The sequence below is a fragment of the Pseudoalteromonas sp. SG45-1 genome (assembly GCF_014164135.1).
GTDB lineage: Bacteria > Pseudomonadota > Gammaproteobacteria > Enterobacterales > Alteromonadaceae > Pseudoalteromonas > Pseudoalteromonas distincta.
This window is the reverse complement of the sequence record NZ_JACJEP010000010.1, coordinates 93,468-106,268: the sequence shown is the minus strand read 5'-3', so window position 1 is coordinate 106,268 and position 12,801 is coordinate 93,468. Positions and strand designations below refer to the sequence as shown.

The 12,801-nt window shown below is 37.9% G+C and carries 11 protein-coding genes; 4 read left to right on the top strand and 7 right to left on the bottom strand.

Annotated elements, in window-relative coordinates; all coding sequences use genetic code 11:
* Positions 1 to 250: 250 nt before the first annotated feature.
* From H5117_RS10735 to H5117_RS10725, 3 genes are read left to right on the top strand one after another with little or no spacing between them, the layout of a single operon-like run.
* Positions 251 to 817, top strand: coding sequence for an RNA polymerase sigma factor (locus H5117_RS10735; protein WP_024597233.1), 567 nt, complete (start codon positions 251 to 253; stop codon positions 815 to 817).
* Positions 814 to 1,893, top strand: a complete 1,080-nt coding sequence (locus H5117_RS10730) for a FecR family protein (RefSeq protein WP_024603563.1) — start codon at positions 814 to 816, stop codon at positions 1,891 to 1,893. Before H5117_RS10735 ends, H5117_RS10730 begins: the two co-directional genes overlap by 4 nt.
* Positions 1,894 to 1,902: 9 nt before the next feature.
* Positions 1,903 to 4,938: a TonB-dependent siderophore receptor gene (locus H5117_RS10725; protein WP_182695105.1), complete on the top strand. Its 3,036-nt coding sequence runs from the start codon at positions 1,903 to 1,905 to the stop codon at positions 4,936 to 4,938.
* 73 nt (positions 4,939 to 5,011) lie between these two features.
* On the opposite strand, the gene H5117_RS10720 is transcribed toward H5117_RS10725, so the two are convergent.
* The 7 genes from H5117_RS10720 to H5117_RS10690 form a co-directional block, all read right to left on the bottom strand.
* Positions 5,012 to 5,404 carry a biopolymer transporter ExbD gene (locus H5117_RS10720; protein ID WP_182737772.1) on the bottom strand — a complete coding sequence of 131 codons (393 nt, stop codon included), beginning with the start codon at positions 5,402 to 5,404 and terminating at the stop codon, positions 5,012 to 5,014.
* 313 nt (positions 5,405 to 5,717) lie between these two features.
* Positions 5,718 to 6,161, bottom strand: a complete 444-nt coding sequence (locus H5117_RS10715) for a PA2169 family four-helix-bundle protein (RefSeq protein WP_002961486.1) — start codon at positions 6,159 to 6,161, stop codon at positions 5,718 to 5,720.
* 177 nt (positions 6,162 to 6,338) lie between these two features.
* Positions 6,339 to 7,277 carry a LysR family transcriptional regulator gene (locus H5117_RS10710; protein WP_002961484.1) on the bottom strand — a complete coding sequence of 313 codons (939 nt, stop codon included), beginning with the start codon at positions 7,275 to 7,277 and terminating at the stop codon, positions 6,339 to 6,341.
* A gap of 19 nt (positions 7,278 to 7,296) precedes the next feature.
* Positions 7,297 to 9,015 (bottom strand): bifunctional isocitrate dehydrogenase kinase/phosphatase, encoded by a 1,719-nt coding sequence (gene aceK / locus H5117_RS10705; RefSeq protein ID WP_182737768.1) that lies wholly within the window; start codon positions 9,013 to 9,015, stop codon positions 7,297 to 7,299.
* Between the two features lie 103 nt (positions 9,016 to 9,118).
* Positions 9,119 to 9,598 carry a DUF4124 domain-containing protein gene (locus H5117_RS10700; protein WP_024596961.1) on the bottom strand — a complete coding sequence of 160 codons (480 nt, stop codon included), beginning with the start codon at positions 9,596 to 9,598 and terminating at the stop codon, positions 9,119 to 9,121.
* Between the two features lie 86 nt (positions 9,599 to 9,684).
* Entirely contained in the window at positions 9,685 to 11,181 is a 1,497-nt protein-coding gene (locus H5117_RS10695) for a DUF3413 domain-containing protein (RefSeq protein WP_182737757.1), read from the bottom strand.
* A gap of 5 nt (positions 11,182 to 11,186) precedes the next feature.
* Positions 11,187 to 11,399, bottom strand: coding sequence for a DUF1414 domain-containing protein (locus H5117_RS10690; RefSeq protein WP_002961475.1), 213 nt, complete (start codon positions 11,397 to 11,399; stop codon positions 11,187 to 11,189).
* Between the two features lie 62 nt (positions 11,400 to 11,461).
* Here H5117_RS10690 and yejK point away from each other — a divergent pair, with 62 nt between their 5' ends.
* Positions 11,462 to 12,478, top strand: coding sequence for a nucleoid-associated protein YejK (gene yejK / locus H5117_RS10685; protein WP_182737753.1), 1,017 nt, complete (start codon positions 11,462 to 11,464; stop codon positions 12,476 to 12,478).
* Positions 12,479 to 12,801: the final 323 nt, after the last annotated feature.

The window sequence follows — 12,801 nt, the reverse complement described above, 5'->3', positions numbered from 1 at the left end:
TTAATCGCGGCGCGAGGTTTGTAACCTAGCGGGCTAAGTCAAAACCGAGCAACAAAGAGTTAATCGTCCCTAGAAAGAACCCAACGGGCAGCGCATGTTTGGCATTTATGCTGCGTTATCACTTATTTATGGGGAGTAACCACACTACATAGGCTCTGCCTTGCCTAAATACCAAACGTACTGCTGCAAATTCAACCACGAAAGGCCAACACGCCCTAATAATAAAAATAACAACAGGTGGATGTTAAGGATGACGAAAAAAGTAAAGTTCACGTCAACATTTGTTGATATTTCTAAACAGCTCAAACGTTTTGTATCGCGCATTGTTCAACCCGACGATGTAGAAGATATTGTGCAAGAAACTTTTGTAAAAAGCTATGAAGCTGATTTAAAACAAGACATCCAGTTTACCCGCAGTTATATGCTAAAAACAGCAAAACATCTAGCACTCAACCATATAGCTAAGTGGGACAATAAATTTAATGATTCGTTAGAAAACGATAACGAATTGCCCGTATTACTCAAATCAATGAAGCTCGAAGACGAATACACATCTAAAGAGCGTTTTTTACTTTTTTGTAGAGCTACTGAGCAACTAAGCTCATCGATTCGTAAATGCTTTATATTAAAAAAAGTTTACGGTATGAGCCAAAAAGAGATAGCAGACCAAATGCAGTTAAGCCAAAGCACTGTTGAAAAACACATTGCCAAAGGATTGTTACAAACCATGTTATACATGCGTGAACATGAGCAAAGCCCTCAAACGAACCTTAAAGCTCAAGCACATCCTATATCAGTTAAGAGGGTCGCAGAATGAGTAATGTTCATCAATTTAATTCAAAAGATTTAATCTTAGAAAAGTCATGTGATTGGATAAGCGCGATTGATCGTGGTTTAACTGATGATGAAAAAGAGCAATTTAAATTATGGATGATGCAAAGCACTGCACATCAAGACTCTATATACGAGCTTGCTCAGCTTTGGGATGAGCTTTCAGTATTAAACGAATTAAGTCATTTATTTCCTCAGCGCAACAATACTAAAACATCAAAAAACAAGTGGATGTTTTCTTACTCAATTGCAGCGAGTTTGTTTGCAGCGTTAATGGTATGCAGCTACTTATTAATTAACTTAGAAAATGGCTACAACCAAGAGCTTGCTAAAGTTAATTACACTAAAATTTACAAAACAAAAGTAGGCGAGCAAGCAACGTATGTATTGCCAGACGGCACCATAGTGCAGCTTAATACTAATAGCTTACTAGAAGTTGCTTATAGTAAAGGCCGCAGGCAGTTATTACTTAGTCGTGGAGAAGGGCGCTTTAATGTAGCAAAAGATGCGACGCGTCCGTTTAGTGTTATGGCTGGTGATAAAAGTTTTACCGCGTTAGGCACGGTATTTAATGTACAACGCAATACTTCATCAGATTTAGAACTGGTGGTTACTGAAGGCAAAGTGATGATCACTGATCCAAGTGTAGCGGTTGATGCAAATGACTTTAAAGATTATCAACTTGCAGATAATAGCACGAAAAAAATTCGTCAAATTAATGCCAATATTGTTACCTCAGGCGAAAAAGCAGTTATTGAGCAAAGTGTTACAAAACCAATTACGCAGCTTTCAATGAACGACGTACAACGCGATTTGGCATGGCAAAACGGGATGCTTATTTTTAATGGAGAAGAGCTAAGCGATGCTTTAAATGAAGTAAGCCGCTATACAGCCACACGTTTTGAGCTTTCATCAGCTGAGCTTGCCAGTATTAAAGTCGCTGGAGTATTTAAAGCCGGTGACGTTGAAGGTTTACTAGAAAGTTTACAAACTAACTTTTCGATTGATCATGAGCGTTTAGGTGAGCATGTAGTAACGCTAAAACACCATACAGAATCATAAGTAGACGTTATGCAAATCAAACTAATGTTAGGTAAAGTTACATCAATAAAGATTGAACGTAAAAAAAACATTAAAAAAAAGAAACAAACCCATAGAGGATTTTTGTTTGTCAGCTGTTTATATAAGTTGCGCAGTAACCAAACGCATTTATTGAGTGGATTTAGTGTGCTTGCACCGGCTATTTTTAGTTTAAGTGTACAAGCAGCAACACAAACCACTGGGCAAATGGTGCAATTTGATATAAAAGCGCAGCGAGCAGACAAAGCCTTAATTGAATATGCTAAACAAACAGAGCAAACCGTGGTGTTTTCTTATGAGTTGGCAAAGCAGTATGACGCAAATTCAGTTTATGGATTTTACACTCAGCTAGATGCTCTAGAGGCATTATTAGGTGGGACTGAGCTCGATGCGGTTGTTGATCAAAATGGTTTACTGAGTATAAAACTCAAACAAATCAACAGGAATGATAACAACATGATGAAGCTTTCAGCGGTCAGTGCAGCAGTATTACCAGCTTTACTTGCAGTAAATTCGCAAGGTGTAAACGCAGCAGAAGAAGTCGCTCAAGAAAAAATTGAAAAAATTGCTATTGTCGGTAGCCGTGTAGCAGGACGTTCAGTTGAAGATTTACCCGTTCCAGTAGATATCCTAAGTGCAGAAGCGCTTGAAAATACGGGCCAAACAGAAGTTGGTCGTATGCTTCAGTCTATCGCCCCTTCATTTAACTTTTCAAGCTCTGCAATTAGTGATGGTACAGATGCTTTAAGACCTGCGACACTTCGCGGTTTGGGCCCCGATCAAACATTGGTGTTAATTAACGGCAAACGTCGTCATCAAGCAAGTATTATTCATATTAATGGCTCTGTTGGGCGTGGTACCGCAGGTACTGACATGAATGCAATTCCAGCTTCTGCAATTAAACGCATTGAAGTATTACGTGATGGCGCTGCTGCTCAGTATGGTTCTGATGCAATTGCAGGTGTTATTAATATTGTGCTCAAAGATGGTAGCGAAGGTGGTAAAGCGGCTATTAACTACGGTCAATATTCTGAAGGCGATGGCGAAACCATTAACCTTGATTTTAATAAAGGCTTTGCGCTAGGTGATGACGGTTATTTAAATACAACTATCAATTACCGTGACCGTGCACCGACTAACCGTGCCGGTTTACATGGCTCTTGTCAGTTTTATGGTTGTACAGAACTAAGTGACGGCACTTTACTTGCTGGCGATCCGCGTGAGCTGACAGCCGATCGTGATACCTTTAGAATTGGTGATGCTGACTCTCAGCAGTTTGGTTTAACAATTAATACCGGTTACGAGTTAGGTGATGGCGAGCTTTACGGCTTTATTACTTACTCAACACGTGAAAATGAGTCGGCTGCATTTTTCCGTCATAATGCAAATGCAGGTGGTAACCCAGTACTACAAGATAACGATGCGACGATTCCGCTAGGTTTCTTACCAAAAATCAACACAACTATCGATGATATCTCGTACAACTTTGGTTATAAAACTGAATTTGATAACGATGCAAGCCTTGATTTATCTTACACCTATGGCGAGAACAGTATTGATTACACTACAAGTGACACTATCAATGCCTCATACGCTAACTTTTTACGTTATGACCAAGGTTTAAGTGCAGCTGATATTCGTACAACTATTCCACGTGAAGCGTACGCTTACGGCATGGAATTATCATTGCAAACAATCAATATTGATTTTACACAAAACTTTGATGATTATTCGTTAGCGATGGGTGCTGAAATACGTACTGACGAATACCGTATTTTAGAAGGTAATGAATATGCGTACCGCGATTACGACACACTAAATGGTGTAAGTATTTACAGCGGTTTAAGTGGCGGTGTTGGCTCTGAAGATGCATCGGGTGGTTCACAAGGTTTTGGTGGTTCATCACCTGCGTCTTCAGTGGATGAGTCACGTGATGTAATTTCATTTTACGTAGATGCAGAATCTTATGTAATTGAAGATGTGATTTTATCTGGAGCACTTCGCTACGATAACTACAAAGGTTTTGGCGATACAGTAAACTTTAAACTTGCTGGTAACTGGTCTATTACCGACGATATTTCATTACGTGGTGCATTAAGCTCAGGATTTAGAGCGCCTTCAATGCAGCAGCTTTACTTTAATAACGTAAGCACACAATTTGTTGTTGATACTAATGGGAATTTAGTTGCAGAAGAAGTTGGTACATTTAGAAATGATTCAACACTTGCGCAAAGTTTAGGTATTCCAAAACTTAAAGAAGAAAAATCACAAAACCGTAGTTTAGGTATTGTGTATAACGTTACCGATAATATTAATGTAACCGTTGATTACTACTCGATTGATATTGACGACCGTATTGTAATTAGTGATCGCTTAGGTAAAGGGTTATCTACAAGCCTTGATGCAGCACTAAATAGTGCAGGTGCTGGCGTAGGGCAGTTTTTCTTAAATGGTGCTGATACAGAAACTCGTGGTGTTGATTTTGTAGCAACGTGGAACACTGAAGGTTTAGGCGGCACGCTTGATTTTACACTTGCAGCTAACTTTACCAAAACAGATGTTGTATCGTTGTTCTCTCCTGCTGGCTCAAGCCTTGAGACAGTAAAAGTAGAAGATATATTCTCAGCTGAAGACATCTCTATTATAGAAGAGTGGCAACCAGAGGACCGTATTAACTTAAGTGCGCTTTATCAACGTGATGATTGGACTGTTAACCTGTCACTTAATCGTTTTGGTGAATACACAGTAGAAGATGGCGGTCGTCAAACGTATGGCGCAGAAATTTTAACTGACGTTAAAGTTAACTACTTCGTTACTGAAGATTTATCAGTAAATATTGGTGCAAATAACTTGTTCGATGTTTACCCAGATAAAAATGAAATAGGTAACTCTCGCTCAGGTACTATTGTGGATGCTAGTGGCAACACAGTAATAAGTAGCTCAGGTGTGTTTGACTACTCACGTCGTTCGGCTCCGTTTGGATTTAACGGTGCTTACTACTACGTAGGTGCAGAATACCGTTTTTAATTAATAACCTCCCTTTTGTTATTTAACTCAAAGGGCCGTAAGGCCCTTTTTTTGGTTTTAGCTTGGGCTGATTTTATTTAGAAATCAAACTTATTGGATAATCATCGTATTGCTTAATATTATTCATTACATTCATTAAAGTATTATGTGTACTGTTTTCGTCTGCGGTTATAAGTACCGAACTTATTTCATATTTAGCCGCGAACATAGCTAAGTTAGTCGCAACTTGCTCTAAATCAATTAACCTCCCAGAAAAATATACTCCGTTACTTTCATCAATTCTAAATAAAGCATTTTTAACAGGCTTATCTATTTGAGGGCTGTCGAGTGGTCGGTTTAATTCAATAGCCACAGGTTTTACAAAAGATGTAGTTACAATAAAGAAAATTAGTAATATGAACACTATGTCTAACATCGGGGTCATATCTACATCAGCATTATTTTGTAGTTTGGTTAGTTTTTTCATATTGGACCTTATTTTTAATTAAATGCTGCGGCGCCACAGCAAGGTTTTAGGTACCTATTAACAAAATTAGCACAGCAAAAATAAAGCGTGGTTAAATAAATATTCTAATAACATTAAATATTTGTACTAATTATGTATTTAAAATGTGGCGAAATAAGGTGGTGTTTATACCGATCTGCTTAAAAATGGGTCTATTTAGCATCGTTATAATGTAATTCAATTTGTTAAATTGCTTAAAAAACTATGTAGGTTGGTATTAGAGGTAATAAAAAACCCAGCTCGAGGCTGGGTTCTAGTTATGCGCTATGTAAGCTTAATGCTTTTGCATACGGCTCATTTCTGCATGGCAGCTTTGCATTGTTAATAATGTTTTAGCCAGTGCAGCTTCGCAGTCAGCTGGTTGCGGTTTATCCATTGCTGCTTTAATTTCTTCAAGGGTTTTATCTTCTACCTCTTCAAGCTCTTTTACATACGTGCTGTCGTTGTGTGAGGTGAAAGTAGTCAATAGGGCTGTGTACGCACGTCGTGCTTCAACTGCGAAAGATGAGCCATCTTCGCGTTCGCCTTTTTCATTAATTGCATATGGCTGCAAGCGCTCAACACTCACTTTTCGGGCATCTATCATACGCTGAAAAAGTGCACCAATAGCAGGGTCTTCAACTTTTTCCTGTGCTTTTTGATAAAAATCGATGCCGCTGTTCATAACTTGAATGATGTCAGTAATATGATTTACTTCTGATCCTTGATGGGTGTTCATAATGACCTCTTTAATTAAATGAATGTATAGTTCAATTTAATAAAAGCAATGTATGTTCCACGTTTCAATGGTTATGTAGTCATTTGATTTTATTGGTTTAATTTCATCTCAGTAGGGTGCTAAGTTAACAGGCAAAAAATTAACCTAGCAATTTTTACATTATATTGTGTAATAAAGTTATTTTAGCTCTTCAGCTACTTCAGCTACTTTTTGACGTAACCAAATGTGACTCGCATCGCGATGTAACAGTGGGCTCCAAATCATATCAAGCTCAAAAGGAGGAATTGGAAATGGTGGCTCTAAAATTTTAAGCCCCGGATCATCTAAATATATATTTGCGGCTTTTGAAGGAAGGGTCGCAATCAAATTTTTCTCTTTAGCTAAATGAATTGCTACATGGTAGTTACGCGTAAAAGTGGCAATATTACGATGCTTACCAAAGTGAGCAAGTGCTTCGTCAACCCAGCCAAGTTTTTGCACATCTTTAGGGTCCATGCCCACACCTACACCAAAACCTGTTTTACTCACCCATATATGGCGTGCTTTTAAATAGCTGTCGAGGCTAAAGTTTTCAATTATAGGGTTATCGGCTTTTACTAAGCAGCAAAAACTATCTTTCCAAATACGTTTATGATGAAAAGACTGCGGTAAGTTTTCAAAACGGTTGATTGCCATATCTACTTTACCGTTTTCTACATCATGAAAGGTGACATCACTTGGTGTGAGTATATCTAAAGTAGTATCGGGGGCTTCTTCGTGCAATTTACTTAAAAGCTTTGGTGCTAATGTACTTGCAGCGTAATCACTGGCCATTATTCTAAACACACGCTTACTTTGGCTTGCCTCAAATTCTCGATTAGGTGCTAGAGTTTCTTCAAGGGTCATTAAAATGCCACGAATAACGGGTTGTAACTCCAAAGCACGCTCGGTAGGTACCATACCATCGCTGGTACGAACTAAAATAGGGTCGTTAAATAAGTTACGAAGACGTTTAAGGCCATTACTCATTGCAGGTTGCGTTATACTCAATTGATTAGCAGCGCGTGTTACGTTGCATTCTCGCAGCAATGTATCGAGGTAAACGAGTAAATTTAAATCTATTTTGCTTATATTCATTGTGTGTGTCCTTTAGCGCTTACCAGTGGTGAATAAAGCGCTGTGCTGTCGGGTATGGGTAAATATGACTTACCTGACCATTTTTTATATTTTGTTGTGCCTGCTTCCAAAAGCTAACATCTATAAGCTCTGGGTGAGTGCTGAGTAAAAACTTTTTATACATAGGGTTTGGCATTACAAATGTACAAAGTTGCTCAGGAAATACGTCCTGTGGTGCAACAGAGTAACTTTGTTCATCCATTAAATAGTCGTCATAGCTCTTTGCTTTTGGTAATGCTCTAAAGTTCATATCGGTTAGATATTGGACTTCATCGTAATCGTAAAAAATAATACGTTTGTGCTTACTTACACCAAAGTTTTTTAAGAGCATATCACCAGGGAATATATTAACAGCAATCATTTCTTTTAGGGCTTGCCCATATTCTTCAATCGCGTCGGCAGCACTTTCTTCATCAGCATTTTCTAAAAACAAGTTAAGAGGTGTCATTCGCCGTTCAATATACAAGTGCTTGATGATCAACCAATCGCCCTCAATTACCATTGATGAGCCAATTGTTTTATGTAATTGCGCAAGTAAATTACTATCAAAACGCGCTAAAGGAAATACGACGTTAGAATACTCTATGGTATCGGCCATTCTGCCAACGCGATCATGGTTTTTTACGAGTTGATAACGCTTTAATACGGTATCACGGCCAAAGGGTTTACTCTCACCAAATTTGTCTTTTATTACTTTAAAAACATAACCAAATGAGGGAAGGGTAAATACCATCATCACCATACCGGGAGTCCCCGGTGCAATTGTAAACTCATCACTAGAGTGAGATAAGTGATTTAAAAACTCTCGGTAAAACTCAGTTTTCCCCTGTTTATGAAAACCCACTGCATTATAGAGCTCAGCAAGTGTTTTGTTTGGCATAAGTTGATTTAAAAACCGGACAAGTGCTGAAGGTGCGTGAGTCTCTACCATAAAGTAGGCGCGGGCAAAGCCAAAAATAACACGCATTTGAGATGACTTAGTTAAAAGTGCATCTAAATATAATCCGTTATCTTCATCGTGTAATACAGCGATTATAAAGGGCTGAACCCCACTTTTTGAAACAACACGACCAACAATATAGGCTGCTTTATTACGATAAAAAGGTGTGTGTAAAATATCAAAGCGCATTTGCCAAGGTTGGTGATGTGTATCGGGTGCTTGTTTATAAAAAGCTTTAACAAGGAGGCGGATATCACGCTCTAAATTTACAAATGGGGCTTTAAAATCAAAATGATTAATAATGCGTTTTATTGTTGGTTTGAGGCCATCAACTACAGGAAAGTATGTTCTATATTCTGCCTCTACAGGCACTGAAGGAGCATCTTTTAAGGTTGCTTCTACAAATATAAAGTCATTATGAAAATAGCGCCTATGGTACAGCCGGCAAAATACAGAGTTATAAAAAGTTTCTGCGAGCTCTGCTTGGGGATGAAAACATAAAAAATGCTGGTATATCTTTTTAACTTCAAGCCATAGGCTTTCATCGAGTTGTTCGGTTGGGGTTTCTTTTTTTAGCGCTTGCGTGGTTTCGTTAACACGATCATCATAATAGCTGATACGCAAACGGCTGATATCATTAATTGCTTGCCAATCTTTTTTTGCAAAGGCAAGAGGGGCTTTGGCTGTTGTTTTTTGAAATAACTGATAGTGCCTTTTAAAACCCGTTAAAATTAATTCAGCAATATGGCGAGGTTGCATTTGCACTCCTTAAAAGTCCCTAGAGTTTATACTCTATTGTGTTAAGGGTATGTTATTTTAAGTTTAAAACCAAGATAAATGTTACTTACTAACTAAGAGTAACTTATTGGAATTGAGCTATCTTTTTTTCGAGAATTTTAATTTGTTTAGTCACAGCCGATACGTTTTTCTTATATGTTTTATTAATTATTTTTAGTTTTTTAGTAATGTCTTTAGTAATACGCTTTTTATCATCAATGGCTAAGATATGATTTAACCGCTCTTGTTGTTTGTATTCAGCACGCTCTTTATTACGATCAAGTATTGTTAGTTTATGGTTATTACTGCGAAGCTCTGCCTGTAAGCCAGATAGAAGCCTTTCACGCTCAAGTTCGTTTAGTTGTTTAGTGTAGTCAACCTTAGGACCAGAATACTGATTACCCGTTGTGTTAACTTTATAAGTCGTTGCTTCGTCGTCACAGGGGAGTTGAGAAAAGACAGTGCCTTTTTCTGTTACACATTTGTAGTAAGTGGTATCGCTAAAGCTAAAAAAACTGATAAGTAAAAAGCTAGAATGGAGAATATAACGAGAAGTTTTAAACATACATGTCATCCTTGGTTTTTATATCTAACAACAATATAAAACTATAACCTAGCTTGGTGGTATATCAAGCTAGGTTAGGATAACTGTTATTGGGTAAAGGTTTTGAGCTTTTTAATACTCTGTACTAAAAATGGTATATCTAAACCTTGTTCAATAGAAAAACCTTCAGCGGCGGAAATGTTTTTAAAGTTACCATCTGAATCTATTAAGGTAATCCTATCTTTTTTATAGGCTATAACAACACCCTGAGAGTAGTTCACGCCCATATCGTCTTTTTTCTTGTATAGATTAACGCCTAGCATTGTTTGCTTGGCAATAGCTTTGCAATTTAAATATTGCCCAACGCTTGTTGCAATTAAATCGCTAGGTTGAATTAGCCCATCTACCTTAGAAATACGTTTGTCAGAGCTGTATAAAGTTGAGGTGGTTACTACTTCTTGCTTGTTATTGGCAAGACTAAAAGCAAAAACCTGTGTTTCATCATCTCGAACAGTAGGGGTATCACTCGCTTTAATTACTCGAATAGCACTAGAGCTATGTGCTTGATCATTAATAAAGCTTAGTTCTTCAATGTCAGTTACTTCAATGCTACGGCGCTGACTTTGCCAAACTGGGAGTGTCTGCTCGGTTAAAATTGCTGCTTTATAAAAAGCGGGTAAACCATACACTAAGCTAAATAACGTATCGTCATGATTTGTTGGCTGTAAAAACTGCTCTGTTTTGTGCATGTTTTTATTCTCGGCAACAAACTTTTCGAGTTGTTGTTGAGTTTCAAATACAAATATATCTACATTGGCTTGTGTGTAGTCCTCGCATTTTTCAAGCGGGCTTGGCATTTGATAACTAATATTTTGGTTATTAATTTTTACGTTGTGTGCTTGCTCGTAGCTTTCTATATCTAGCAGATCATTTTTAGCTAACAAGCTTTTAGCGGTAGTAGGGTATGAAAGTGGCAAAACATTATCTTGTTTTGTTACGTCAAAGTTTAAATTGGCGTCAGCCCAAATATGAATACTGTGGCTAAGCGAAAAACACACGATTAAAAAAGAAATTGCGTAACGTGCAAATTTATATTGCTTTAAACGCTCAAGGTGGTGCCATGTGTAATTACTAACAAGTAGCTGAAAGCCTAAAATAACAACAACAATACCACTGGCTAAAATGGTTGTTAAAGCAGGAGAGCTTGTTAAACGATGCCACAACAATGAAATGATCTCAGGTAAGGCAGATATACTTAGGTGATAACCTAAATTAACATACACATAAGCATCAAGAGTAAGCAATGATGCGCCTACAGTGGCTATTACAGCGGCCATGCCACGAATGTGTCGTGGGTAGGGGAATATTAAACTAAGCGGAAATACCGTCAGCACAAACGCTAAAAAGGCTATAAAACTAGTGTGGCTTAGCCAAGTAACTAGCATATAGGTAATGCCTAAAAAGCTTGTAGGTGGCGAGTCTGCAAATAAATAGCTTAAGCTAATAAGTAGGGCTAAGCCGATATTGGCAAAGGTAAACCAATGCCCCCAACTTAGCAGCTGACTCGCTTTTGATGAAAATTGATTGTGCTGCGATAAATTCATAAATTTTATTTAACCGACTGCGCGAGCGCTTTTGCAAAGTTCTCGGTTACAGCTTGTCTTTTCCCTGTTGGTACATGCTCTTTTAAGATATGCGTGATAGAATTTCCTAAACACATAAGACTTAAATCAACCGGCGCATTGTGTTTAGTTAGCACATCAATAAGCTGATCGACGATTTGTTCTACTTCTTCATTAGAGTATTTTGATAAGATTGGCATTAGTTGGTTCAATAAAATAGTTATATTCTCGTATTTTAACACTAGAGGCGTGAAAAACAAAGATGACAACAGACGTTAAAAAATTAGTCGTTCACTATGTAGACAAAAAAGACGACGATACGCAAATTCACCTTCGAAATGATGAGATGGTAATTAACGATAAAGTAGCCGTTTTTATCGAACAATTACATCATGCATACAATGGTAAACCTGGTAAAGGTTATTGTGCTTTCAGTGGTGACAAAAACAGTGTTGTAGCATCTGCAATGCAAAGTTACCGTAATGATGAGTTAGGCTTTTGGCATATGACCGAGCAAGCCTCAACGGTTTTAAAAGAAGAGCTTGATAAGTATGCATTTAGTGAAACAGGCTATTTAGTATTTTGTCATTACCAGTACGTTGCAACTGATTACATGCTAATTGCGATGATTAACATCAAAGAGCATTATTCTATGACCTCAGAGCTTGATTTAGCCGCTTCTCGTCATTTAGACATATCACGCATGCAACTTGCTGCTCGTATCGATTTAACAGCGTGGGATACACAAGCTGACGACAACCGTTATATTTCATTTATCAAAGGGCGAGCTGGACGTAAAGTTGCTGACTTTTTCTTAGACTTTTTAGGTTGTGAAGAGGGTATTGATTCAAAACAGCAAAGCCAAGTAATGCTTAGCGCAGTAGAGGATTATTTATCTGAGCAAAAATTTGATAAATCAGAAAAAGACGATTTACGTAAACAAGTTTTTGACTACTGTAATGACTGTGTGACAACTGGTGAAGATGCCAGCGTAAGCGAGCTATCTGCAACGCTTACAAAAGGCGATGACAGCCCGTTTGATAGTTTTTGTAAAGAACAAAGCTATGACTTAGAAGAAACTTTCCCTGTTGATAAGAAAACCGTAACCAGCATGGTTAAGTTCTCAGGTCTTGGTGGTGGTGTGAGTGTAAGCTTTGAACGTAAACACTTAGGTGAGCGCGTAACTTACAACGAGGCAACGGACACGCTTGTAATTAAAGGTATTCCGCCAAACTTAAAAGATCAGTTACAACGTTTTATGGAAAGTGAAAGCGAGTAAATTTCACAAGTAAAAAGCAGATTTAAGAGCGCGGTATTTATATCGCGCTTTTTTGTATCGGTATATAAATTCGTTGCATCGGAAAAAAAACCTTAAAGATTTATTTCACATAGAGAAGTGAAAGAGGAGTAAATGAGAAAACACAAGTCATGCTTTATTGACAGGCTTAGCCTTATTACTACCTCTAAAAGCGCAGCATCTCTTAACCTCTTTGTGAAAAAATTACTTTTTACGGGCTTTGTGCCCGTCACGCCAACAAGTTGTGCGTCTACAGGTTAATTTTATTCACGGTGTTAAATTTGGCTGTAGTAGTGAAGCTTGCT

Bases quoted from the DNA above. Each gene is read 5' to 3' on its own strand.
- H5117_RS10735 (WP_024597233.1), top strand. From the start codon at position 251: ATGACGAAAAAAGTAAAGTTCACGTCAACATTTGTTGATATTTCTAAA.
- H5117_RS10730 (WP_024603563.1), top strand. From the start codon at position 814: ATGAGTAATGTTCATCAATTTAATTCAAAAGATTTAATCTTAGAAAAG.
- H5117_RS10725 (WP_182695105.1), top strand. From the start codon at position 1,903: ATGCAAATCAAACTAATGTTAGGTAAAGTTACATCAATAAAGATTGAA.
- H5117_RS10720 (WP_182737772.1), bottom strand. From the start codon at position 5,404: ATGAAAAAACTAACCAAACTACAAAATAATGCTGATGTAGATATGACC.
- H5117_RS10715 (WP_002961486.1), bottom strand. From the start codon at position 6,161: ATGAACACCCATCAAGGATCAGAAGTAAATCATATTACTGACATCATT.
- H5117_RS10710 (WP_002961484.1), bottom strand. From the start codon at position 7,277: ATGAATATAAGCAAAATAGATTTAAATTTACTCGTTTACCTCGATACA.
- aceK (WP_182737768.1), bottom strand. From the start codon at position 9,015: ATGCAACCTCGCCATATTGCTGAATTAATTTTAACGGGTTTTAAAAGG.
- H5117_RS10700 (WP_024596961.1), bottom strand. From the start codon at position 9,598: ATGTTTAAAACTTCTCGTTATATTCTCCATTCTAGCTTTTTACTTATC.
- H5117_RS10695 (WP_182737757.1), bottom strand. From the start codon at position 11,181: ATGAATTTATCGCAGCACAATCAATTTTCATCAAAAGCGAGTCAGCTG.
- H5117_RS10690 (WP_002961475.1), bottom strand. From the start codon at position 11,399: ATGCCAATCTTATCAAAATACTCTAATGAAGAAGTAGAACAAATCGTC.
- yejK (WP_182737753.1), top strand. From the start codon at position 11,462: ATGACAACAGACGTTAAAAAATTAGTCGTTCACTATGTAGACAAAAAA.